We start from the raw sequence: 23091 nt of genomic DNA, 5'->3' as shown, positions 1-23091 counted from the left end.
TGTCATGGGGTCGCTCAGACCAGGTCGAAGCGGTCCAGGTTCGAGACCTTGACCCAGGCGTCGACGAAGTCCTTCACGAACTTCTCCTTCGCGTCGTCGCTCGCGTAGACCTCGGCGAGCGCGCGCAGCTCGGAGTTGGAGCCGAAGACCAGGTCGGCACGGGTGCCGGTCCACTTCAGCTTGCCGGTCTCCGCGTCGCGGCCCTCGAAGGCCGTCTGGTCCTCGGAGGTGGACTTCCACGTCGTGCCCAGGTCGAGCAGGTTGACGAAGAAGTCGTTGCTCAGGACGCCCGGACGGTCGGTGAAGACGCCGTGCGCGGTGCCGCCCTGGTTGGCACCCAGGACCCGCAGACCACCGACGAGCACGGTCAGCTCGGGGGCGGACAGGGTGAGCAGGTTCGCCCTGTCGAGCAGCAGGTACTCGGCCGGCAGACGGTTGCCCTTGCCCAGGTAGTTGCGGAAGCCGTCCGCGACCGGCTCGAGCGCCGCGAAGGACTCGACGTCGGTGTGCTCCTCGGTGGCGTCCACGCGGCCCGGCGTGAAGGGGACCTCCACGGAGTAGCCGGCGTCCTTGGCGGCCTTCTCGACCGCCGCGGCACCCGCGAGGACGATCAGGTCGGCCAGGGAGACCTTCTTCGCACCGGTGTTGAACTCGGCCTGGACACCCTCCAGGACGCGCAGTACCTGGGCGAGCTGCTCGGGGTCGTTGACCTCCCAGCCGCGCTGCGGCTCCAGGCGGATACGGGCACCGTTGGCGCCGCCGCGCTTGTCGCTGCCGCGGAAGGTGGACGCCGAGGCCCACGCGGTGGAGACCAGCTGCGAGACCGTGAGGCCGGTCTCCAGGACCTTGGCCTTCAGCGCCGCGATGTCGGCGGCGTCGATGGTCTCGCCCTCGGCCTGCGGCAGCGGGTCCTGCCACAGCAGCGTCTCGGCCGGGACCTCCGGGCCGAGGTACAGGGACTTCGGGCCCAGGTCACGGTGGGTCAGCTTGTACCAGGCGCGGGCGAAGGCCTCCGCGAACTGGTCCGGGTTCTCGTGGAAGCGCTTCGAGATCTCGCCGTAGATCGGGTCGAAGCGCAGCGAGAGGTCGGTGGTGAGCATCGTGGGCCGACGCTTCTTCGACGAGTCGTGGGCGTCCGGGATGATCTCCTCGGAGTCCTTGGCCACCCACTGGTTGGCACCCGCGGGGCTCTGGGTGAGCTCCCACTCGTAGCCGAAGAGGATGTCGAAGAAGTCGTTGCTCCACTGGGTGGGCTTGGTGGTCCAGGTGACCTCGAGACCGGAGGTGATGGCGTCGCCGCCCTTGCCGGTGCCGTAGGTGGACTTCCAGCCCAGGCCCTGCTCCTCCATGGAGGCGGCCTCGGGGTCATTGCCGACCGCGTCGGCCGGGCCGGCGCCGTGGGTCTTGCCGAAGGTGTGCCCACCGGCGATGAGGGCGACGGTCTCCTCGTCGTTCATCGCCATGCGGCGGAAGGTCTCACGGATGTCGCGGGCCGCGGCCAGCGGGTCCGGGTTGCCGTTGGGGCCCTCGGGGTTGACGTAGATGAGGCCCATCTGGACGGCGCCGAGCGGGTTCTCCAGCTCACGGTCGCCGGTGTAGCGCTGGTCGTCGAGCCAGGTGGTCTCGGGACCCCAGTAGACGTCCTCGTCGGCCTCCCAGACGTCGGCGCGGCCGCCGCCGAAGCCGAAGGTCTCGAAGCCCATGGTCTCCAGCGCGACATTGCCAGTGAGGATCATGAGGTCGGCCCAGGAGATGGACTGGCCGTACTTCTTCTTGACCGGCCACAGCAGACGGCGGGCCTTGTCCAGGTTGCCGTTGTCCGGCCAGCTGTTCAGCGGCGCGAAGCGCTGCTGGCCGCGGCCGCCACCGCCGCGGCCGTCGCTGATGCGGTAGGTGCCGGCGCTGTGCCAGGCCATCCGGACCATCAGCGGGCCGTAGTTGCCGAAGTCCGCGGGCCACCAGTCCTGCGAGGTGGTCAGCACCTCGGCGATGTCGCGCTTCACGGCGTCCAGGTCGAGGGCCTGGAACGCCTCGGCGTAGTCGAAGTCCGCGCCGAGCGGGTTCGCCACGACCGGGTCCTTGGCAAGGATCTTCAGGTTCAGGCGCTCCGGCCACCACTGGCGGTTGCCGCCGCCCTGGGTCGGGTGCGCGGCGCGCCCGTGCGCGACCGGGCAGCCACCGGTGCCCTCAGTCTTGGCGTCGGTGACGATTGCATCGGGGTTCTCAGACATGGAAGTCCTTCCGAACTGGGTGGATCACGGTGCTGAAGTAAGCCTTTGGGTGGAGCAGCCGGGGCACAGGCCCCAGTAGATGACCTCGGCCTCGTCGATCGAGAAGCCGCGGTCGTCGGAAGCTGTCAGGCAAGGCGCGTGACCGACGGCACAGTCGACGTCGACGACGGCCCCGCACGACCGGCAGACCAGGTGGTGGTGGTTGTCCCCGACCCGTCCCTCGAACCGTGCCGGGCTGCCGGGCGGCTCGAGGCGGCGCACGAGGCCCGCGGCGGTGAGCGAGTGCAGGGCCTCGTACACGGCCTGGAGGGATATGTGGCCGAGTCGGTCGCGCACTCCCGTGGCGATCGCGTCGGCCGCCAGGTGGTCACCGGCCCGGACGGTCTCGAGCAGTGCGACGCGCGCGGCCGTCACCCGCAGGCCGGCACCGCGCAGCTCATCGGCGGTGTTCGGAAGCTGGGGGGCGGTCATGGGGACCAACCTACCCCCACAAACACGAATGGTTCAAGAAATGGAACCGTTCCAAATCTGTGGCGCGTCAGATCGGGGCCGCTCTGATCGACGAAGGGGCTCACAACAGTGCCCGGTGAGGTGTGCGGTCGGTGTAACCCCTGATGAACGGCTCGGGAGACATCTGTGTAATGGGCATTTCGTACGGTCGGTGAGATCGATTCGGCTGAGGTCAGGAGGCGTGCCCGTGGTGCGGACGGTCTGCTCGTACTGCGGTGTGGGCTGCGGGCTGGTCCTCGACATCGGTGCGGGCCCCGACGGGCGGCGTACGGTCCTGAAGGCCTCCGGCGACAAGGAGCACCCCGCCAACTTCGGCAAGCTCTGCACCAAGGGCGCGACCACCGCCGACCTGCTCGCCGCGCCCGGACGGCTGACCACGGCCCTGGTACGGCCCGAGCGGGGCGAGGAGCCGGCGCCGGAAGCCGTCGGCGTGGCGATCACCGAGACGGCCCGGCGGCTGCGGGAGATCATCGACGAGCACGGCCCCGATGCGGTCTCGCTCTACGTCTCCGGCCAGATGAGCCTGGAGGCCCAGTACCTGGCGAACAAACTCGCCAAGGGGTTCCTGCGCACCAACCAGATCGAGTCGAACTCCCGGCTCTGCATGGCCAGTGCCGGCACCGGCTACAAGCTGTCCCTCGGCGCGGACGGCCCGCCCGGCTCCTACCAGGACTTCGAGAAGGCCGACCTCTTCCTCGTCATCGGCTCCAACATGGCCGACTGCCACCCGATCCTGTTCCTCAGGATGATGGAACGGGTGAAGTCGGCGGGCGCCAAGGTGATCGTCGTCGACCCGCGGCGCACCGCCACGGCCGCGAAGGCGGACCTGTTCCTCCAGATCGAGCCCGGCACCGACCTCGCGCTGCTCAACGGCCTGCTGCACCTGCTGCACGCCGAGGGCCGCACCGACCCCGACTTCATCGCCGCCCACACCGAGGGCTGGGAGGCGATGCCGGAGTTCCTCGCCGACTACCCGCCCGCCGCGGTGGCCGGGACGACGGGCCTCGCCGAGGAGGACATCCGGGAGGCGGCGCGGCTGATCGGCGAGGCCGGTGAGTGGATGAGCCTGTGGACCATGGGACTCAACCAGTCCACCCACGGCACCTGGAACACCAACGCCCTGGTCAACCTCCACCTCGCCACGGGTGCCCTCTGCCGCCCCGGCAGCGGCCCCTTCTCCCTCACCGGCCAGCCCAACGCCATGGGCGGCCGCGAGATGGGCTACATGGGTCCGGGCCTGCCCGGCCAGCGCTCCGTCCTCGTCGACGACGAGCGGGCCTTCATGGAGGACCTCTGGGAGCTGCCCCCGGACACCCTGCGCGCCGACGGCGTCGGCAAGGGCACGGTCGAGCTGTTCCGGAAGATGGCCGACGGCGAGATCAAGGCCTGCTGGATCATCTGCACCAACCCGGTCGCCTCCGTCGCGGGCCGCCGCACGGTCATCGAGGGCCTGGAAGCCGCCGAGTTCGTCGTCACCCAGGACGTCTTCGCCGACACCGAGACCAACGCGTACGCCGATGTCGTGCTTCCGGGTGCGCTGTGGACGGAGGGCGAGGGCGTCTTCGTCAACAGCGAGCGCAACCTCACGCTGACGCCGGCCGTGGCCGACCCGCCCGGCGAGGCGATGGCCGACTGGCGGATCATCGCCGCCGTCGCCCGCGAGATGGGGTACGGGAAGGGGTTCTCGTACGACAGCGCGGAGGACGTCTTCGAGGAGATCAAGCGGGCCTGGAACCCGAAGACGGGCTGGGATCTGCGCGGGGTCTCGTACGAGCGGCTCCGGCGGACGCCGGTGCAGTGGCCGGCGGCGAGCGAGGACGGGCCCGACCGGAATCCGATCCGGTACGTGGGGGAGGACGGGACGCTCCGCTTCCCCACCGCGAGCGGGCGGGCCGTCTTCCACGCCCGGCCGCACATTCCGCCGGCCGAGATGCCGGACGACGACTACCCCTTCGTCCTGAACACCGGGCGGCTCCAGCACCAGTGGCACACGCTCACCAAGACGGCGAAGGTGGCGAAGCTCAACAAGCTGAACCCCGGGCCCTTCGTGGAGCTGCATCCGCGGGACGCCTCGGCCCTGGGGGTGGTCGACGGCGACTCCGTCGAGGTGGCCTCGCGGCGCGGGCGGGCCGTGCTGCCGGCCGTGGTGACGGACCGGGTGCGGCCCGGGTGCTGCTTCGCGCCCTTCCACTGGAACGACCTGTTCGGGGAGTACCTGAGCGTCAACGCGGTGACGAGCGACGCCGTCGATCCGCTGTCGTTCCAGCCGGAGTTCAAGGTGTGCGCGGTGTCGCTGACGAAGGTGCCCACGCCGGTGACCGTGCGGACTCCGGTGGCCGCGGTGGCTCCGGTTCCGGCAGCCGCGCCGTGGGACGCCGGGATCGCCCCCGCCGCATCGACGGCCGCGTCCACGGTCGCGTCCGTCTTCGGCCTAGACCCGGCCCCGCCGCCCGTCCTCACCGCCCAGGAACGCCAGTACCTGGTCGGCTTCCTCGCCGGGATCCCCGCCGGTGCGCCCGGGGTGCCGGTACTGCCGCCCGACGCGCCCTTCAGCCCCGAGCACGCTCTGTGGGTGAACGGCACACTCGCCGGGATGTACTCACGGGCGGCGGCTACACAGTCCTCGCCCACACAGATCTCGCCCACACAGTCCTCGGTCACGGTCCTGCGCCGTGAGGTCGTCATCCTGTGGGCCTCGCAGACGGGCACAGCCGAGGAGTTCGCCGCCGCCACCGCCGAGCGGCTCACCACCGTCGGCCACAGCACCTCCCTGGTCGGCATGGACCAGGCCGAGCTCGGTGAACTGCCCTCCGGCGCCGACTTGTTGCTGATCACCAGTACCTTCGGCGACGGCGACGCCCCCGACAACGGCAGCGGCTTCTGGGAGACCCTGGCCGATCCCGGCACGCCTCGCCTGGAGGGCCGGCGGTACGCGGTGCTGGCCTTCGGCGACTCCTCGTACGACGACTTCTGCGGACACGGCCGCCGTCTCGACCGGCGCCTCGACGAACTGGGCGCGCTGCGGCTCGCCCCGCGCAGGGACTGCGAGCCGGACTTCGAGGACGCGGCGCACGGGTGGCTCGACGAGGTCCTGACGGCGCTGTCCGACATTCCGGGGTCCTCCGGCACGGGCGAGTCGGCCCACCTCGCGGCCCGGCCGACCTCGGCCCCGCGGACCCCGGCCACCCCGCCCCGCTCGAAGAAACCCGTCCCCGTCCTCGCCCGTCTCACCGGCAACCGCCTCCTGAGCCTGCCCGGCGCCGGCAAGGAGGTCCGCAGGTTCACCTTCGACACCCGGGACGCGGAGAGCCCGCTGCTCTACGAGGCGGGCGACGCCCTCGGCATCCGGCCGCTCAACTCGGCCGACCTGGTCGAGGAGTGGCTCGCGATCACCGGTCTGGACGCCGGGGCCTGCGTGGACGTCAACGGCGTCGGCGAGGTCGCACTCGGCGAGGCGTTCCGGCGCCACCTCGACATCACCAGGATCACCCCGGGACTGCTCCGGTTCGTGGCCGAACGCACCCGGGACCCACGGGAGTTGAAGAAGCTCCTGCGTCCGGACAACAAGGACGAGCTCGCCAGGTGGGGCTGGGGCAGGCAGGCCGTGGACGTGATCACGGAGTACGCCGTGGAGGCCGGCCCACAGGAGTGGGCGCGGCTCCTCGGACGCCTCCAGCCGCGCCTGTACTCCATATCGTCCAGCCCGCTGACCGACCCGCACCTCGTCTCGCTGACCGTCTCCGTGGTGCGCTACGAGAACCTGCGCGGCAGGCCCCGCCAGGGCGTGTGCTCGCCCTTCCTCGCCGACGCCGCCGCGGACACCCCGGTGCCGGTCCACGTCCAGCGCTCCCCGCACTTCCGCCCGCCGGCCGACTCCGCCACGCCCATGGTCATGGTCGGCCCCGGCACCGGTGTGGCGCCCTTCGTCGGCTTCCTTGAGCAGCGCCGGGCTCTCGGTCAACGGGGCCCGAACTGGCTGTTCTTCGGCGAACAGCACCGGGCGACCGACTTCTACTACGAGGACGAGCTGACCGGTTTCCTTGCGGACGGCACCCTCGCCCGTCTGGACACCGCCTTCTCCCGCGACCAGCGCGCCAAGGTCTACGTCCAGGACCGGATGCGCGAACACGGCCCGCTGCTGTGGTCCTGGCTCCAGGAGGGCGCCCACTTCTACGTGTGCGGTGACGCCTCCCGCATGGCGAAGGACGTCGACCGGGCGCTGCGGGACATCGCGGTCCTCCACGGCGGCATGGACGAGGCGGGCGCGGCGGCCTATGTGAAGCAACTCGCCACCGACAAGCGCTATGTGCGTGACATCTACTGACCGAACCCGTGCCCGGGGCTCGGGCCACACGTGGGAGTATCGGTCGCCATGAGGGCGTCCCCTGCGGTCCGGAGCCTGCGCGCGGCGGTGTTCGCCGTGCTCTGCGTCCTGCTGGCCGCCGGCGGACACACCCTGGCTACCGGCGTGGCACCGCCGGTGTGGACGCAGGCGGCCGGGTTCGTGCCGGTGTTCGCGGCCGGGTGGCTGCTCGGCGGCCGCGAACGGTCGCTCGCGGCCATCGGCGGGGCGACCCTCGCCTCCCAGGGCGGACTGCATCTGGTCTTCGGCGCGGCGCGACCGCACACGGTGATGGTCATGCACGGCATGCGCATGACCCACTCGCACGTCCACGCCCTGACCCCGCACGCCACCGCGGCCCACGTCTCGGCCGCCGTCCTGCTGACCTGGTGGCTGCGGCGCGGCGAGGCCGCCCTGTGGTCGATCCTGCGCCGGGCGGTCACGCTCGTGCCGGGCCTCGCGGCCTGGTGGCAGGGATACGGCGAACCGGTCGCCCCGGACCCCGTACGCCCACCGGCCGACGGCCCGCGCACCCCCTGCCCCCTCCTGCTCCGCCACACCGTCCACCGGCGCGGACCGCCCACCTCGATCCCGTACGCGATCTGACCCCTTCACCCCTTTCCTGTCAGTACGGAGATCCCTCACCCATGTCCTCAGCACGCACCGCCCTGCGCCGCGCCGGCCTCGGCACCGCCCTCGCCGCCACCGCCGTCCTCACCGCCGCGGGCGTCGCCTCCGCGCACGTCACCGTCCATCCCGACAGCTACGCCAAGGGCGCCACCGACGGCGCGCTCACCTTCCGCGTGCCCGACGAGAGCGACACCGCGAGGACCACGAAGGTCCAGCTGTTCCTGCCCACCGACCACCCCCTGCTCGGCGTGCTCGTCTCCCCGCACGACGGCTGGACCGCCAAGGTCACCGACACCAAGCTCAAGACGCCGGTCAAGACGGACGACGGCACGATCACCGACGCGGTCTCCGAGATCACCTGGACCGGCGGGAAGATCGGCCCCGGCCAGTACGAGGACTTCGACGTCGCCTTCGGCCAACTGCCGGACGACACCGCCCGGCTGGCCTTCAAGACCCTCCAGACGTACTCCGACGGGAAGGTCGTCCGCTGGATCGAGGAGGCCGCCGGGGGCGACGAGGAGCCGGAGAACCCGGCGCCCGTCCTGAAGCTGACCTCGGAAACCGGCACGTCCGCGGCCCCGAAGGCGTCGGCGACCGCCTCCGCCGCCTCCGCGAGCGACTCGACCGCCCGCGGCCTCGGCGTCGCCGGACTGGTCGTGGGCGTCCTGGGGCTGGCGGCGGGCGCCTTCGCCGTCGTACGGAGTCGCCGTGCGCAGTGAGCCGGAACCTGTGGATTTCCGTACCCACAGGTGAAGGCGGGTGCCCGGATGGGAGGATGAGGCGCCATGACAGCAGGGTGGTGTTCACGCACAGTACGGGCCGCGGTGTTCGCGGCCGTCTGTGTGCTGCTCGCCGCCCTGGGCCACGTCCTCATGTCCGGCGCCCCTGTGCCGGGTTGGACACTGGCCGCGGGCCTGGCGGTGACCGGGTGCGCGGGCTGGTGTCTGGCCGGCCGGGAACGCGGGCTGCCGCTGATCGTGGCCGTCGTGGTCGCAGCCCAGACGGCCCTCCACTCGGCGTTCTCCCTGGCGCAGCCCACAACGGCTGCGCAGGACATGGGTGGGATGCACATGGAGTCCATGCACATGAGCGGCATGGACTCCCTCGATGCGGCCCCGGCGGGGACCTCGTCGGGCGTCGGCGCCCTCTCGTTCCTCGTGCCGTTCGGGATGTACGCCGCCCACCTGCTCGCCGCGCTCCTCACCGGGCTCTGGCTGGCGTACGGCGAACGGGCCGCGTTCCGCATCCTGCGGGCCGTCGCGGCACGGCTGGTCGCCCCGCTGCGACTGCTGCTCGCCCTGCCCGCCACCCCGCACCGCCCGCGTCTGCGGGCACGCAGGGCCCGCTCGCAGCGGGCGCCGCGGCTTCTCCTTCTCGTCCACGCGATCACCCATCGGGGCCCGCCCCCGGGGACCGCTGTCGCCTGACGACAGACGGTTCCCCGAGGCGGCCCTCGCGCGCCTCGGGCTCGGTCGTGCACCCGCACCTGGGCGCTGCCGCACCTGTGCCCTGCGCACATGTGGTCGCCGCACGGCCGTATCCCCTCACCGGACCGCCGTGCACCCCTGTGCGCCGGAGCGGTCCGGATCACGGCTGACCCGAGAAGGACACCTGGTGATCACTTCCGCCCTGCCCGCCTCTGCCGAACTCCGCGCTCAACGGGAGTCCGCCGACGCCTCCGCCACCGCCTGGGCACTCGCCGCCCGGGCCGGTGACACCGACGCCGTCGACCACTTCGTCCGCGCGCTGCACCATGACGTCCTGCGCTACGTCTCCTACCTCTGCGCCGACCCCCAGTCCGTGGACGACCTGGCCCAGGACACCTTCCTGCGGGCGCTCGGCAGTCTGCACCGGTTCGAGGGGCGGTCCTCGGCACGGACCTGGCTGCTGTCCATCGCCCGCCGTGCGGTGATCGACGGGTTTCGGCACGCGGCAGCTCGACCCCGCCGGTACGACGGTTCGGACTGGCAGGCCGCGGTGGAGCGTGCGCAGCCCCGGGATGTGCCCGGGTTCGACGACGGGATAGCGCTGCTCGACCTGTTGGGCGCGTTGTCCGAGGAGCGGCGGGAGGCGTTCGTGCTGACGCAGCTGCTGGGCCTGTCGTACGAGGAGGCTGCCGCGGTGAGCGGTTGCCCGGTGGGCACTGTGCGGTCCCGGGTGGCGCGGGCCAGGAGGGTGCTGATGGAACTGGCGGTGTGACTGCGCCTGTCGGGGTGCCACGAGGGGCTGTGGCGCGGGTGCGGCAGCGTGGTGGCTGGTCGCGCAGTTCCCCGCGCCCCTGAGTGCGCTCACCGCCGGTTCAGAGGCCGGCGTAGGACATGAACGGGCAGGTGGGAGGCGTCATTGAGGCCCCTGGGGGACCCGCACCGCACCGGTGACTACTCCGGTGCCGTCTCCGTGGCGAAGTCGGGCATCAGGGCGCACAACGCCTGGCGCTGCGCCGGGCCCATGAAACGCCCCAGGGCCTCCTTGACCGCCTCGGCGAGTGCCTCGGAGGCCTCCTTGAGCAGGCCCCGGGCCTTCTCGGTGAGGGCGACCTCGATGCCCCGCTTGTCGCCGCAGACCGACTTGCGGGTGACCAGACCGGCGTGCTGGAGGCAGGCGATCTGGTAGGTGAGGCGGGTCTTCGGGCGGCCCAGGAGTTCGGCGATCCGGGTCATGCGCAGGGCCTGGCCGGGGTCGGCGGCGAGCAGACACAGGACCAGGAACTCGTCGTGCGAGACGTCCAGCCGTTCCTTGACGACGGAGCGCAGCTCCTGCTCGACGGCCCCCGTCGCGGCCAGCATCAGCATCCATGCGTGCAGCTCAGGGGGCAGGAGCCCACCGGACGTGGCGGGGCATTCGGACGGATCGGCCATGCTTCGAGTGTAGCTGTTGTTCAAATTTGGAGTATGGGCTAGCGTACTGTCATCCAAATTTGGACTACAGAAGTGAGGGATCATGACCGTCGCCGTCGAAACCGGAACCTGGCAGCTCGACCGGACCGCCACCACCGTCGCGCTCAAGCACAGGACGATGTGGGGCCTGGTCACCGTGAAGGGCACCTTCACCACCGTGGACGGTCAGGGCGAGGTGCGGGCCGACGGGTCCGCCGTCGGCACCGTGACCCTTGACGCCGCCACCCTCGACACCAAGAACGCCAAGCGGGACGCACACCTGCGCGGGTCCGACTTCTTCGACGTCGAGAACCACCCCGAGATCACCTTCGCGGTGCGCAGCGCCGAGCTGCGCGACGGCGACCAGGTCCATGTGATCGGCCAGCTCACCGCGCGCGGCGTCAGCCGCCCCCAGTCCTTCACCGCCCGGCTCGTCGACGCGAGCGCCGACGCGGTCACACTGCAGGCCGAGTTCTCGGTGGACCGCGAGCAGTTCGGCCTGGGCTGGAACCAGCTCGGCATGATCCGCGGCCTGACCACGATCACCGCCGCGCTCACCTTCAAGCGGTCGGCAGCGTGACGTAGGTGCTCGACAGCGTCTGCGGCGAGGACGTGAACACCCGCAGCCGGATCTTCTGACCCGGCTTCGGGAGGGCGTACGTCCCCCCGGGCGGCCGCAGCTCATAGGTCGCCGTCGTGTGGGCGGGCAGTGTGGCCGGACCGCGCAGTACCGAGAAGTACGGGTACATGCCCTGGCCCCGGGTGAGGGTGAAGTGGGGCGTGAGGGCGTCGTCGTCCATGTTGGTGACGCGGAGGGTCAGCCGGGAGAGCGCGCGCACGTCATGGCGCACCGAGGTGACCTCCATGCGCAGGGGCGGCGACCCGGTGGCCGCCAGCGTCGCGCTCAGCAGAGCCGGACTCAGCAGTACGACGGCCGCGGCGATCCGCGCCGGACGCCGGTGCGGGCCGGCGAGCCGGCGCGTGAACGGCTGCCAGGCCCCCGCGAACTCCGAGGCCGGCGCGGTGACCGCCGCCGCCAGCCACAGCGGGGTCATCATCAGGTAGTAGCCGTCCTGCGAACGCGTCGCCAGCCAGAAGGCCAGCCACGGCAGCACGGTCGCCGCCGGACCGAGACGGCGCACGAACAGCACGAACAGCACGGACAGACCGGCGAGCAGCAGCAGACTCGCGTACCCGTACCAGTCGAGCCGGTCACTGCCGTCCGTCAGATACAGCGACACCCCCACCAGGCCCTGGCCGTGCAGCACCGCGCCCTGGATCAGCGGCAGCGCGATCCCCTTAAGCCAGGCGACCGGCTGGCTCACGACGAAGTACGTGTTGATCAGCAGCCATACGGTGGTGGCGACCCCGGCGAGCCGCAGCACCACCAGGCCCGCCGCCCGCCCGCCGAGCTCCCCGCGCCGTACCGCGTAGATCCCGGCGAGCAGGAACGGCGCGAGGAACCACGGCAGTTGCTGTGCCGCGCACGCCGCGCCCAGACAGGCGGCCTGCGCCACCCCGGCAGGACCCAGCCGCCCGCCCCGGCCGATCCGGGGCCAGCGCACCACCACCGGCACCAGCAGGGCCAGCGCCAGGATCGCCGGGTAGCCGAGACGGCCGTACATGGGAAGCATCGAGAACCCCAGGCACGTCATGGTCGCCGCCGACCGCCACGGGGCGGGCAGCAGCCACCACAGCACGACCGTGCCGACGAGCAGTGCTCCGGTGCTCATCACGATGGCCGGCAGACCGCCGTGCCCGAGCCACAGGAAGGGTGCGGTCAGCAGCGGGGCGAGCGGGGGATAGCCGTACGTGTAGTCGTAGCCGCCCGTGACCGTCGGGGTGAGCGCGATGCCGTTGCCGCCGAAGAGCCAGGGCCAGGGACGCCCGTAGATCCCGTGCCCGGCGACCAGGTCGCGGGCCGCCTGGGCGGTGAGGACGGACTCGTCGGAGCCGCGGTGGAACAGGACGAACGCGCACAGGGCGAGCGTCAGGCCGGTCACCAGCACGCACAGGTCCACGCGCGCGAGCGACCGCCGGCCGCGCACGACCAGGGCCAGGACGCCGCAGACCAGGATCGAGGCGTAGCAGACCGAGATCACCGCGGCCACGGCCGGCCGGTGGGTGGCCGCCTGGGTCCACACCTCGCGCGTGCCGATGAAGAGGCTGACGTCCGCGAGCAGCGTCAGGACGCGATGCCACTGCGTGGGGGGTTCCGGGGCGGCGGACACCGTCGGCTGGGTCGGCCGGCCGGGTGCCGACAGCTGAGTATCTGCCAGGAGCACGTCACCGGACGCTAATCGGACCTGGTGAGGGGGGATCGGCCGGAGGCCAAGAGTCCGGTGTGAGGCGGGTAAGACCCTTTCGTCCGCGGCGGAGGCGGTGTGATGTGACCGCCGCGACGGTCGCGGACCGTGTCGTTGTTGGGCCGAACGGGTGACTTGGCGTAAGAATTGGCTGGTGCAGGCATTGAAGGCGAGTCGGATCGGGGGGAGCCGGTGAACAGGTACGACGTCACCGATGAACAGTGGGAGGGGCTCGCCCAGGTCGTTCCGTTGCGCGGGCGGGACGCGTGGCCGTCCGCGGTCGGACACCGGTCCATGCCGGAGGCCGAGACCGAGGCCAGACGCCGTTTCGTCGTGCTGCGGATCAACGTCTTCGCGGACGCCCGCGAGGTCGCCGAGACCCTGATGGCGGGCATCCCCGTCCTGCTCGACCTCACCAGCGCGGAGACCGAGGTCGCCAAGCGGGTCCTCGACTTCAGTACGGGCGTCGTGTTCGGGCTGGCCAGCGGGATGCACCGGGTGGACCGGAACGTGTTCCTGCTCACCCCGGCCGGAACCGAGGTGACGGGCCTGATGGAGAGCGCGGGGATGCCGGGGGCCTGAGCCTCGGGGAGGTTAGCCCGTTCGTAGGAAGGCCAGCGCGGAGGAACGGTTCGCCCGGTGGCGGACTCCTACGGTCCGGATATGCGTCTGTCCCCCATCTCCTCCGTAGTGCCGGCTCAGTCGGCCTCTCCGCTCGCGGAGCCGACGCAGGGTGGCGCGCGCCGCCCCGACCGGCCCTGCCTCGTCGAGCTGCGGCTCTCCGCGTACGCCGGGCACCGGCGGGCCGGGCTGCCGCTCGGACCCCTGACCCTGTTCGCCGGCCCCAGCGGCAGCGGCAAGACGAGCGCGCTCAGGGCGTACCAGGCGCTCGCGCGACTCGGTGGCGGCGCGAGCCTCGGCGAGGTGTTCCTCCGGCCCGAAGCCTGTGTCCCCGACCGGGCCCGCCCCGACGCACAGCGCCGCCGCGGCTTCCGGATCGGCTGCACGGCCGACGGGCCCGAGGGGCCGGTCCGCCTCGACCTCGCCGTCCAGGCCGAGCCCGAACTGCGCATCGTGGGGGAGCGGTTGACCTCCGGCGGGCTCGTCCTGCTGGAGACCGCCCTGCGCGATCCCTCCCGCCGGGCCGTGCAGGCCGCCTGGCACACCGCCGGGAGCGCCCCGGTCACCCGCGCCCCGCTCCCGGACGACCGGCTCGGCACCCCCCTGCTGCCGCTGCGCGTGGCCGGCAAGACGGACGGACAGCGGCGGGTGCTCGCCGCCGCCGAACAGATGGTCGTCGCCCTGCGCTCCGTCTTCGGCTGCGACCCGCGGCCCGGACGCATGCGCCTGCCCGTGCCGACCGGTTCGGGACGGCTGCTCGGCGGCTGCGACAACCTCGCCGACGTGCTGTGGCGCACCCGGGCGGAGTGCGGCCGACGGCACGCCCAACTCGTCGCCGCGGTGCGGGCCGGTTGCGCGGGCCCCGTCGCCGACGTGCTCGCCGAACCCCTGGACGCCGGGCGGGTCAGGGCCCTGCTCGACCGCGGGGACGGCGGCCGCACCGAGCTCGCGCGGCTGGGCGACGGCGAGTTGCGGTATCTCGCCCTCGCCCTGGTGCTGCTCACCGGCCCTGGGGTGCTGGAGGTCGACCCGGCCGGCGAGGTGCCCGCCGCGATGCAGACGCTCACCGTGCTCGCCGACAACCTCGACCGGAGCCTGGACCCACGGCAGCGGACCGAACTGCTGGGGCTGGCCGTGCGGATGTGCGAGCGCGGGCACATCCGGCTCGTCGGCGCGGTGAGCGACGCCTCGTGGGCCGCCGGGGTGGACGGCGTCACGGTGGTACACCTGGAGCCGTGACCGAACCTCTCGACGTGGCGAAACTGCAGCGCCGGCTGGCCGACTTCGCGGCGGCGCGCGACTGGCAGCAATACCACACCCCCAAGAACCTCGCCGCCGCGCTCAGCGTGGAGGCCTCCGAACTGGTCGAGATCTTCCAGTGGTTGACCCCCGAGGAGTCGACCCGGGTCATGGACGACCCCGACAGCGCGCACCGCGTCACGGACGAGATCGCCGACGTGCTCGCGTATCTGCTCCAGCTGTGCGAGGTGCTCGGCGTCGATCCGCTGACCGCGCTGGACGCGAAGATCGACCGCAACGAGCGGCGGTTTCCGGCGCCGTGAGGAAGGATGCAGTCCTCTTTCACTCTCCGTGACGGAAAGCTGCGTCGAAACCGATTTGTTGTCCACAGATTTCCGTCTACCTCTGGTTTTTCGTTCCGAGCGAGCTCACTCTGGGTAGTGGACAAGGGAGTTCGGGCGGACGTGGACGGGGGCAGCCGATGGACGCGGTGCGGCTCATCGTGACGAGCAGGCGTGCCCTGGCCGGGGGTGGCGAGGCACCCCAGGTCATGGCGGAGGTGTGGCAGGCGCAGGCCCTGGCCCAGGCGATAGGGAGCCGTCTCGCGGTCGCCGGCCCCCCGGAACTCCGGGGCGAGGCACTGGGGTTGACCGAACTGGCGGGCCGGGGCTGCGGGGTCCTGGAGCGTCCCGACATCGCCCTGGCGGAGCTGCGGGCCGCCCAGCTCACCGAACTCGGCGATGCCCGCCAGGCGCTCCTCTACCTCGGCGGCCTCCTCGGCGAGGTGGGCATAGCCCTGGTCGGCCTCGCCTGCGCGGCGGACGACGAGACGACGTACTGGCAGTGCATGGAGGCGATCGACGCGGCGGACGAGTCGCGGGACCGGGTGCTGCAGATGCTGCGAAGACTGGCGGACCGGGGGGACGAGTTGCCGGAGGCGGGGTGAGTCCTCGGCCGTGGGAGCGTCGTGGCTGGTCGGGTGGGTACAACCGGACACAGCTCGACCGCACCCACTCAGGGGCGCGGGGCTGTGACATCAGCGGCTCCGCCGCGGGGCGCGACCAGCCCCCACCGGCCCGCAGTCGAAAACTGCCCTCAGCCGGCCTCCTCCTCGCCGACCCCCCCCGCCCCACCGAACCCCCGGACCCCTGAAGGTCCGCGTCCAGTGTCGGATTTTCACCCGCCCGGGGACGCGTGGGAGCACAGGGACCGATGGGAGTATTGCGAACCGCTGCGTGCAGGATGGAGTCATGGATCTCCGCATCTTCACCGAGCCCCAGCAGGGCGCGAGCTACGACACCCTCCTCACCGTCGCCAAGGCCACCGAGGATCTCGGGTTCAGCGCATTTTTCCGTTCCGACCACTACCTCAAGATGGGCGACGCCGACGGCCTCCCCGGCCCCACCGACGCCTGGATCACCCTCGCCGGGCTCGCCCGCGAGACCAAGCGGATTCGCCTGGGCACCCTGATGACCGCCGCCACCTTCCGGCTCCCCGGCGTCCTCGCCATCCAGGTCGCCCAGGTCGACCAGATGTCCGGCGGCCGCGTCGAACTGGGCCTGGGTGCCGGGTGGTTCGAGGAGGAGCACACCGCGTACGGCATCCCGTTCCCGAAGGAGAAGTTCTCCCGCCTGGAGGAACAGCTGGAGATCGTCACCGGCCTGTGGGCCACCGAGCCCGGCAAGACCTTCGACTTCCACGGCAAGCACTACGAGCTGACCAGGTCGCCCGCGCTGCCCAAGCCCGCCCAGAACAAGATCCCCGTGCTGATCGGCGGCCACGGCGCGACCCGCACCCCGCGCCTGGCCGCGCGGTACGCCGACGAGTTCAACATGCCGTTCGGCTCGGTCGAGGACAGCGAGACGCAGTTCGGCCGGGTCCGTGCCGCCGCCCAGGAGGCGGGCCGCGAGGCCGACGCGATCACCTTCTCCAACGCCCTCGTCGCCTGCGTCGGCAAGGACGACCAGGAGGTCGCCCGCCGTGCCGCGGCCATCGGCCGGGACGTCGAGGAGCTCAAGACCAACGGCCTGGCCGGCACCCCCGCCGAGGTCGTCGACAAGATCGGCCGCTACGCCGCCGTCGGCTCCCGCCGGATCTACCTCCAGATCCTCGACCTCGACGACCTGGACCACCTGGAGCTGATCTCCGCGCAGGTGCAGTCGCAACTGCCGTAAATCGAAGGCGCTGGTCACAGCCCCTGTGCGAAGCTGAGGGCGTCGTCCTGCCGAGCCCCCCAGGATCACCGTCCTCGGGGGCTCTCGCGCGTACGGCACCCTGTCCCTGCCACCGGCCGGAGAGGCCACTCGCATGTTTCTGACGATCAGTACCACCGGCACTCCCGAGCGCCCCGCCACCGACCTCGGCTACCTGCTGCACAAGCATCCCGAGAAGGCGCAGGCGTTCTCCACCTCCTACGGCAGGGCGCACGTCCTGTATCCGGAGGCGGACGATCAGCGCTGCACGGCGGCGTTGCTGCTGGAGGTCGACGCGGTGGCGCTGGTCAAGCGCGGCAAGGGCAAGGGACGCGGCGGCGCCCCGGACGCGGCGCTCGCGCAGTACGTCAACGACCGTCCTTACGCGGCCTCCTCGCTGCTCGCGGTGGCGCTGAGCGCGGTCTTCTCCAGCGCGATGCGCGGTGTGTGCACCGCGAAGCCCGAACTGCCCTCGCAGCCCCGGCCGTTGCGCATCGAGGTACCGGCGCTTCCGGCCCGAGGCGGCCTGGAGCTCGTACGGGGTCTCTTCGAGCCGCTCGGCTGGACCGTGACCGTCGAACCGGTGGCGCTGGACAGCGAGTTCCCGGAGTGGGGCGACTCGCGCTACGTCCGGCTCGAACTGGAGTCCACGCGGCTCACCGTCGCCGAGGCCCTGCGCCACCTGTACGTGCTCCTCCCCGTCCTCGACGACGCCAAGCACTACTGGGTGGCCTCCGACGAGGTCGACAAGCTGCTCAGGGCCGGTGAGGGCTGGCTGGCCGAGCACCCGGAGCAGAAGCTGATCACCAGCCGTTACCTGTCCCGCCGCTGGTCGCTGACGCGGGAGGCGATGGAACGTCTGGAACTGGTGCGGCTCGCCGAGGCCGACGACAGCGAGGTCGAGGACATCGACAACGCCGTCGAGGCGGAGACCGAGACCGAGGAGAAGCCCACCCCGCTCGCCGTCCAGCGCCGCGAGGCGATCCTTCAGGCGCTGCGCGCCGCTGGTGCCGCCCGCGTCCTCGACCTCGGCTGCGGACAGGGCCAGTTGGTGCAGGCGCTGCTCAAGGACCCGAAGTTCACCGAGATCGTCGGCGTCGACGTGTCGGTGCGGGCGCTCACCATCGCCGCCCGGCGGCTGAAGCTGGACCGCATGGGGGAGCGGATGGCCTCCCGCGTCCAGCTCTTCCAGGGCTCGCTGGCGTACACCGACAAGCGGCTCAAGGGGTACGACGCCGCCGTGCTCAGCGAGGTCATCGAGCACCTCGACCTGCCCCGGCTGCCCGCCCTGGAGTACGCAGTGTTCGGCGCGGCCCGGCCGCGGACCGTCCTCGTGACGACCCCCAACGTCGAGTACAACGTCCGCTGGGAGTCGCTCCCGGCCGGACATGTCCGGCACGGTGACCACCGCTTCGAGTGGACGCGGGAGGAGTTCCGGGCCTGGGCCTCCTCGGTGGCCGAACGGCACGGCTACGACGTGGAGTTCACGCCGGTGGGGCCGGACGACCCGGAGGTCGGGCCGCCCACCCAGATGGCCGTTTTCGCATTGCGCACAACTGTGACCAGGACCGAGAAGGAGGCGAAGGCGGCATGACCGAGACCCAGCGCACGGGACGGACTCTTCCCATCACGGACCTCTCCCTCGTCGTCCTCGTCGGCGCCTCCGGCTCCGGCAAGTCGACCTTCGCCCGCAGGCACTTCAAGCCGACCGAGGTGATCTCCTCGGACTTCTGCCGCGGCCTGGTCTCCGACGACGAGAACGACCAGGGCGCGACGAAGGACGCCTTCGACGTCCTGCACTACATCGCGGGCAAGCGCCTGGCCGCCGGCCGTCGCACGGTCGTCGACGCGACCAGCGTGCAGTCGGACTCCCGACGGCAGTTGATCGACCTGGCCAGGCAGTACGACGTCCTGCCCATCGCCATCGTGCTCGACGTGCCCGAGGAGGTGTGCGCCGAGCGCAACGCGGCCCGCACCGACCGGGCCGACATGCCGATCCGGGTCATCAAGCGGCACATCCGCGAACTGCGGCGGTCCATCCGTCACTTGGAGCGCGAGGGCTTCCGCAAGGTGCACGTCCTGCGCGGGGTGGCCGACATCGAGCAGGCCACCGTCGTCACCGAGAAGCGCTTCAACGACCTGACCCACCTCACCGGCCCCTTCGACATCGTCGGCGACATCCACGGCTGTGCCGTCGAACTCGAGTCCCTGCTGGGCAAGTTGGGCTACGTCGACGGCGTCCACCCCGAGGGCCGTACCGCGGTCTTCGTCGGTGACCTCGTCGACCGCGGCCCGGACAGCCCCGGTGTGCTGCGCCGGGTGATGTCGATGGTCAAGTCGGGCCACGCGCTGTGCGTGCCGGGCAACCACGAGAACAAGTACGGGCGTTACCTCAAGGGGCGCAAGGTCCAGCACACCCACGGCCTCGCGGAGACCATCGAGCAGATGGAGAGCGTCCCGGACGAGTTCCGGGCCGAGGTGCGGGAGTTCATCGACGGCCTGGTCAGCCACTACGTCCTCGACGCCGGCCGCCTGGTGGTCTGTCACGCCGGTCTGCCGGAGAAGTACCACGGCCGCACCTCCGGCCGGGTCCGCTCGCACGCGCTGTACGGCGACACCACCGGTGAGACCGACGAGTTCGGGCTGCCGGTCCGCTACCCGTGGGCGGAGGACTACCGCGGCCGGGCGGCCGTGGTCTACGGGCACACCCCGGTCCCGGAGGCGACCTGGCTCAACAACACCATCTGCCTGGACACCGGCGCGGTCTTCGGCGGCAAGCTCACGGCGCTGCGCTGGCCGGAGCGGGAGCTGGTCGACGTACCGGCGGAGCGGGTCTGGTACGAGCCGACGAAGCCGCTGAAGTCCGAGGCCCCCGGTGGCCAGGACGGCCGGCCGCTGGACCTCGCCGATGTGCACGGCCGCCGGGCGGTCGAGACCCGGCACGCGGGACGGGTCGCCGTCCGGGAGGAGAACGCGGCCGCGGCCCTGGAGGTCATGAGCCGCTTCGCGGTGGACCCGCGGCTGCTGCCGTACCTGCCGCCGACGATGGCGCCGACGGCCACCAGCCACGTTGAGGGCTTCCTGGAGCACCCGGCGGAGGCGTTCGCGCAGTACGCCGGGGACGGGGTCGAGCGGGTCGTGTGCGAGGAGAAGCACATGGGCTCGCGGGCGGTGGCCCTGGTGTGCCGGGACGCGGAGACGGCCCGGAGGCGCTTCGGCGTCGACGGTCCTACGGGCTCCCTCTACACCCGCACGGGCCGCCCGTTCTTCGACGACGAGTCGGTGACGGAGTCGATCCTGGACCGCCTGCGGACGGCTGTCGGCGAGGCGGGCCTGTGGGGCGAACTCGACACGGACTGGCTGCTGTTGGACGCCGAGCTGATGCCGTGGTCACTGAAGGCCTCGGGCCTGCTGCGCTCGCAGTACGCGGCCGTCGGCGCCGCGTCCGGCGCGGTGTTCCCGGGCGCGCTGGCCGCGCTGGAAGGCGCCGCGGCACGAGGTGTCGAGGTCGCCGGCCTGCTGGCCCGGCAGCGGGAACGCGCCGTGAACGCGGCCGCGTTCACCGACGCGTACCGCCGCTACTGCTGGACCACGGACGGCCTGGACGGCGTCCGCCTGGCACCCTTCCAGGTCCTCGCCGTCCAGGGCCGCAGCCTCGCGGGGCTCCCGCACGACGAGCAGCTGGCCCTGCTCGACCGCCTGGTGGAGCACGACGGCACGGGCCTGCTCCAGACCACCCGACGCCTCTACGTCGACACCGGTGACCCGGAGTCGGTGCGGGCGGGCGTCGACTGGTGGCTGGAGATGACAGGGCGGGGCGGCGAGGGCATGGTCGTCAAGCCGCTCGGCGCGGTGGTCCGCAGCGCGGAGGGCCGTCTGGTCCAGCCCGGCATCAAGTGCCGCGGCCGGGAGTACCTGCGGATCATCTACGGCCCCGAGTACACCCGTCCGGAGAACCTCGACCGCCTGCGCAAGCGGTTCCTGAACCACAAGCGCTCCCTCGCGATCCGCGAGTACGCCCTCGGCCTGGAGGCCCTGGACCGGCTGGCGGAGGGCGAGCCGCTGTGGCGGGTCCACGAGGCGGTGTTCGGGGTGCTGGCGCTGGAGTCGGAGCCGGTGGATCCCCGCTTGTGACCGTGGGGTCACCCCACGGTCACCCCACCAACCGCAACCGCTCCGCGCACACCCCCACCTCCACCGTCTGTCCCCACGTCAGCTCCAGTGAGTCGCCCTCCATCCCGTCCCCGAAGGCGATCAGACGCTCGGACTCGACGGTGAGGCGGAGGCGGGTGGGGGCGGGGAGTTCGCCGGCGGTCAGGGAGGTGCCGGTGGCCGGGGACGGCCAGGCCTCGCGGACGAACCAGACCAGGCGGGTCTCCGTCGGGGCCGGCAGCCGTAGGGCACCACCCCGTTCCTGCCACACGGACCGGAGCCAGCCCGTGGCTCCGGTCCCGGTCCCCACCAGCACCCCGGACGAAGCCTGGGCCTCGACGACACCCCCGTCGCCCTCCAGGCCCAGGCGGTATCTGGCGGTCTGATGACCGGCGGCGCCCAGGTAGATCTCGTTCAGTGCGACGAGCCGCTGGGTGTCGTCCGCGACGGCCTCGACCATCGTCAACTCGTCGACGCTCGTACTACCGGCCGCCGCCAGCAACCCCGCCGTATCCCGCGGACGGTGCCGAACCAGGACACCCGGGTTGCGGCCCGGCTCGGTGTCGATGCCCAGCACCGGTTGGCCGGACAGGTACTTGGCCACGTTCGCCACCAGGCCGTCCTGGCCGACCACGATCACGACGTCCTCGGGAGCGAACAGGAAGCGGTCCAGGTCGGCCCGCTCCACCCGTGCCTGCCGCCAGGTCAGCGGGATCGCGGAGGTCACCTCGGCGAGTGCGCGGCGGCTGCGCTCATGGCGTTCGGCGACCTCCTCGATGTGCCGGCCCCGGGAGGAGAGGAAGAAGGCGGCCTGGCCGTGGGTGCCGTGGTGGGCCACCAACTCCTCGTACTCCGTGGTGCGATGGACCAGGACGGCCCGTGGCGCGAGACTCACTCCGGCTCCCGTGCGCCCAGCTTGGCCAGGAGCCCCGTCAGCACGTCCGGCGAGATCGTCACGCTGTCGATGCGGGGCAGGTTCTCGGCGAGCCGGGTCCCGGTGAGGGCGTGCAGTGTGGCGACCTCGACGTCCTCGTGCACCTTCAGCCAGGCGGCCTGCGCCTGTGCCTTCGCGTCGCCGACCGCGCGCGCTCCCTCGGCCTCCGCGCGGGCCAGCCGTACCGAACGCGTCGCCTCCGCCTCGGCCCGTACCGCGTCCGCCGCCGCGTGCTCCTCCGCCTCCCGGCGTGCGTTCGTGCCCCGCTGTTCGACCAACTGCTCCTCGCGGCGGGCGAGTTCGATCTGGCTGGCCAGTTCGTTCTCGGCGATGGCCCGCTCGCGCTCCACGGCCACGGCCCGCCGTTCGTAGGTCGCCCGGTCGGCCTCCTGCTGGATCTGTTCGCGGGCCGGGGTGCGCAGCGCCCGTTCCACCTCCGGCTCGGGTCTCAGTGCCATCACGCGTACGGCGACCACCTCGATGCCGGTGGCCGGCAGCCGTGGCTCGGCGTCCAGGCCCGCCGCGACCCGCTCGCGCACCGCCGCCACGCCGTCCACCAGGGCGGCGGACAGGGGAGTGCGGGCCAGTACGTCGAGCGCGTGCTGCTGGGCCGTCTCCGTGAGCAGCGTGCCCAGTTGCTCCAGGGGCGCACCCCGCCACACCCCGGTGTCGGGGTCGATCGAGAAGTCCATGCGGGCGGCGGCGAGCGCCGGGTCGCCGATCCGGTAGGTCACGGTCGCCTGGACCGCCACGTCCTGGAAGTCGGACGTACGGGCATGGAAGGTCATGGCCAACTCGCGGTCGTCCACGGGGACTTCGGAGAGCGCGGCCGTCAGCGCGCGGAACCAGAAGCTGAGCCCCGGACCGTCGTGCAGCAGTGTGCCGCCGCGGTGGTGCCGGATGTGCGCCGTGGGCGCGCCGCGCAGATGGCGCCAACCGAGGCGCCGGGTGATGTCGGCCATCGAACCCCCTCTTTTCGTCCGTACGACGATAACCGCACGATCCGTTTATCGTCAAGAGGACGAGAACGGGAAATCTGTACGAACGAAGGGGTCAAC

At 71.8% G+C, this 23091-nt stretch carries 19 protein-coding genes; 13 read left to right on the top strand and 6 right to left on the bottom strand.

Features of this window, described 5'->3' with window-relative positions; genetic code table 11:
• Nucleotides 1-14 precede the first annotated feature (14 nt).
• Both katG and RKD20_RS11190 read right to left on the bottom strand, forming a co-directional pair.
• Entirely contained in the window at nucleotides 15-2231 is a 2217-nt protein-coding gene (katG, locus tag RKD20_RS11195; RefSeq protein WP_424877603.1) for a catalase/peroxidase HPI, read from the bottom strand.
• Nucleotides 2232-2255: 24 nt separating this feature from the next.
• Complete coding sequence (locus tag RKD20_RS11190) at nucleotides 2256-2702, bottom strand: Fur family transcriptional regulator (RefSeq protein WP_351990632.1); 447 nt, start codon at nucleotides 2700-2702, stop codon at nucleotides 2256-2258.
• A 226-nt stretch (nucleotides 2703-2928) separates the two neighbouring features.
• Between RKD20_RS11190 and RKD20_RS11185 the strand changes: the two genes are divergently transcribed.
• The 5 genes from RKD20_RS11185 (at nucleotide 2929) to RKD20_RS11165 (ending at nucleotide 9912) form a co-directional block, all read left to right on the top strand.
• Nucleotides 2929-7065 (top strand): molybdopterin-dependent oxidoreductase, encoded by a 4137-nt coding sequence (locus RKD20_RS11185; RefSeq protein ID WP_424877602.1) that lies wholly within the window; start codon nucleotides 2929-2931, stop codon nucleotides 7063-7065.
• 48 nt (nucleotides 7066-7113) lie between these two features.
• Nucleotides 7114-7689 carry a hypothetical protein gene (locus RKD20_RS11180; RefSeq protein ID WP_424877601.1) on the top strand — a complete coding sequence of 192 codons (576 nt, stop codon included), beginning with the start codon at nucleotides 7114-7116 and terminating at the stop codon, nucleotides 7687-7689.
• A gap of 41 nt (nucleotides 7690-7730) precedes the next feature.
• Nucleotides 7731-8432: a YcnI family protein gene (locus RKD20_RS11175; RefSeq protein ID WP_424877600.1), complete on the top strand. Its 702-nt coding sequence runs from the start codon at nucleotides 7731-7733 to the stop codon at nucleotides 8430-8432.
• 66 nt (nucleotides 8433-8498) lie between these two features.
• A complete protein-coding gene (locus RKD20_RS11170; RefSeq protein WP_424877599.1) occupies nucleotides 8499-9140 on the top strand; it encodes a hypothetical protein in 642 nt (213 codons plus the stop codon).
• A gap of 187 nt (nucleotides 9141-9327) precedes the next feature.
• Entirely contained in the window at nucleotides 9328-9912 is a 585-nt protein-coding gene (locus RKD20_RS11165; protein ID WP_424877598.1) for a sigma-70 family RNA polymerase sigma factor, read from the top strand.
• Nucleotides 9913-10091: 179 nt separating this feature from the next.
• On the opposite strand, the gene RKD20_RS11160 is transcribed toward RKD20_RS11165, so the two are convergent.
• On the bottom strand, nucleotides 10092-10571 hold the full coding sequence (locus RKD20_RS11160; protein ID WP_424877597.1) for a MarR family winged helix-turn-helix transcriptional regulator: 480 nt from the start codon (nucleotides 10569-10571) through the stop codon (nucleotides 10092-10094).
• A gap of 82 nt (nucleotides 10572-10653) precedes the next feature.
• Here RKD20_RS11160 and RKD20_RS11155 point away from each other — a divergent pair, with 82 nt between their 5' ends.
• Entirely contained in the window at nucleotides 10654-11169 is a 516-nt protein-coding gene (locus tag RKD20_RS11155) for a YceI family protein (RefSeq protein WP_424877596.1), read from the top strand.
• On the opposite strand, the gene RKD20_RS11150 is transcribed toward RKD20_RS11155, so the two are convergent.
• Nucleotides 11150-12874, bottom strand: coding sequence for a hypothetical protein (locus tag RKD20_RS11150; RefSeq protein ID WP_424877595.1), 1725 nt, complete (start codon nucleotides 12872-12874; stop codon nucleotides 11150-11152). The two genes, RKD20_RS11155 and RKD20_RS11150, sit on opposite strands and share 20 nt — an antisense overlap.
• Nucleotides 12875-13087: 213 nt before the next feature.
• Between RKD20_RS11150 and RKD20_RS11145 the strand changes: the two genes are divergently transcribed.
• The 7 genes from RKD20_RS11145 (at nucleotide 13088) to RKD20_RS11115 (ending at nucleotide 21081) form a co-directional block, all read left to right on the top strand.
• Nucleotides 13088-13477: a cell division protein SepF gene (locus RKD20_RS11145; RefSeq protein WP_390107492.1), complete on the top strand. Its 390-nt coding sequence runs from the start codon at nucleotides 13088-13090 to the stop codon at nucleotides 13475-13477.
• Between the two features lie 81 nt (nucleotides 13478-13558).
• Complete coding sequence (locus tag RKD20_RS11140) at nucleotides 13559-14755, top strand: AAA family ATPase (protein ID WP_424877594.1); 1197 nt, start codon at nucleotides 13559-13561, stop codon at nucleotides 14753-14755.
• Nucleotides 14752-15078, top strand: a complete 327-nt coding sequence (locus tag RKD20_RS11135) for a nucleotide pyrophosphohydrolase (protein WP_424877593.1) — start codon at nucleotides 14752-14754, stop codon at nucleotides 15076-15078. Before RKD20_RS11140 ends, RKD20_RS11135 begins: the two co-directional genes overlap by 4 nt.
• 158 nt (nucleotides 15079-15236) lie before the next feature.
• A complete protein-coding gene (locus RKD20_RS11130; protein ID WP_020122472.1) occupies nucleotides 15237-15701 on the top strand; it encodes a DUF6099 family protein in 465 nt (154 codons plus the stop codon).
• 304 nt (nucleotides 15702-16005) lie between these two features.
• Nucleotides 16006-16929 (top strand): LLM class F420-dependent oxidoreductase, encoded by a 924-nt coding sequence (locus tag RKD20_RS11125; protein ID WP_424877592.1) that lies wholly within the window; start codon nucleotides 16006-16008, stop codon nucleotides 16927-16929.
• Between the two features lie 133 nt (nucleotides 16930-17062).
• Nucleotides 17063-18541, top strand: coding sequence for a 3' terminal RNA ribose 2'-O-methyltransferase Hen1 (locus RKD20_RS11120; RefSeq protein WP_424877591.1), 1479 nt, complete (start codon nucleotides 17063-17065; stop codon nucleotides 18539-18541).
• Nucleotides 18538-21081 (top strand): polynucleotide kinase-phosphatase, encoded by a 2544-nt coding sequence (locus RKD20_RS11115; RefSeq protein ID WP_424877590.1) that lies wholly within the window; start codon nucleotides 18538-18540, stop codon nucleotides 21079-21081. The genes RKD20_RS11120 and RKD20_RS11115 overlap by 4 nt, the downstream gene beginning before the upstream one ends.
• A 19-nt stretch (nucleotides 21082-21100) precedes the next feature.
• Here the strand turns inward: RKD20_RS11115 and RKD20_RS11110 are convergent, their stop codons facing one another.
• Together RKD20_RS11110 and RKD20_RS11105 are read right to left on the bottom strand one after the other, a co-directional pair.
• A complete protein-coding gene (locus RKD20_RS11110) occupies nucleotides 21101-21994 on the bottom strand; it encodes a hypothetical protein (protein WP_424877589.1) in 894 nt (297 codons plus the stop codon).
• Nucleotides 21991-22995 carry an SPFH domain-containing protein gene (locus tag RKD20_RS11105; RefSeq protein ID WP_424877588.1) on the bottom strand — a complete coding sequence of 335 codons (1005 nt, stop codon included), beginning with the start codon at nucleotides 22993-22995 and terminating at the stop codon, nucleotides 21991-21993. Before RKD20_RS11105 ends, RKD20_RS11110 begins: the two co-directional genes overlap by 4 nt.
• Nucleotides 22996-23091 lie beyond the last annotated feature (96 nt).

It is taken from the genome of Streptomyces sp. SLBN-8D4 (assembly GCF_049739545.1).
Lineage (GTDB): Bacteria > Actinomycetota > Actinomycetes > Streptomycetales > Streptomycetaceae > Streptomyces > Streptomyces canus_C.
Note: the sequence above shows the minus strand (reverse complement) of the source record. Positions and strands in the feature narration are given on the sequence as shown.

Coding starts and splice junctions, on each gene's coding strand:
- katG (WP_424877603.1), bottom strand. CDS start 2,231: ATGTCTGAGAACCCCGATGCAATCGTCACCGACGCCAAGACTGAGGGC.
- RKD20_RS11190 (WP_351990632.1), bottom strand. CDS start 2,702: ATGACCGCCCCCCAGCTTCCGAACACCGCCGATGAGCTGCGCGGTGCC.
- RKD20_RS11180 (WP_424877601.1), top strand. CDS start 7,114: ATGAGGGCGTCCCCTGCGGTCCGGAGCCTGCGCGCGGCGGTGTTCGCC.
- RKD20_RS11175 (WP_424877600.1), top strand. CDS start 7,731: ATGTCCTCAGCACGCACCGCCCTGCGCCGCGCCGGCCTCGGCACCGCC.
- RKD20_RS11170 (WP_424877599.1), top strand. CDS start 8,499: ATGACAGCAGGGTGGTGTTCACGCACAGTACGGGCCGCGGTGTTCGCG.
- RKD20_RS11160 (WP_424877597.1), bottom strand. CDS start 10,571: ATGGCCGATCCGTCCGAATGCCCCGCCACGTCCGGTGGGCTCCTGCCC.
- RKD20_RS11155 (WP_424877596.1), top strand. CDS start 10,654: ATGACCGTCGCCGTCGAAACCGGAACCTGGCAGCTCGACCGGACCGCC.
- RKD20_RS11140 (WP_424877594.1), top strand. CDS start 13,559: ATGCGTCTGTCCCCCATCTCCTCCGTAGTGCCGGCTCAGTCGGCCTCT.
- RKD20_RS11130 (WP_020122472.1), top strand. CDS start 15,237: ATGGACGCGGTGCGGCTCATCGTGACGAGCAGGCGTGCCCTGGCCGGG.
- RKD20_RS11125 (WP_424877592.1), top strand. CDS start 16,006: ATGGATCTCCGCATCTTCACCGAGCCCCAGCAGGGCGCGAGCTACGAC.
- RKD20_RS11120 (WP_424877591.1), top strand. CDS start 17,063: ATGTTTCTGACGATCAGTACCACCGGCACTCCCGAGCGCCCCGCCACC.
- RKD20_RS11115 (WP_424877590.1), top strand. CDS start 18,538: ATGACCGAGACCCAGCGCACGGGACGGACTCTTCCCATCACGGACCTC.
- RKD20_RS11105 (WP_424877588.1), bottom strand. CDS start 22,995: ATGGCCGACATCACCCGGCGCCTCGGTTGGCGCCATCTGCGCGGCGCG.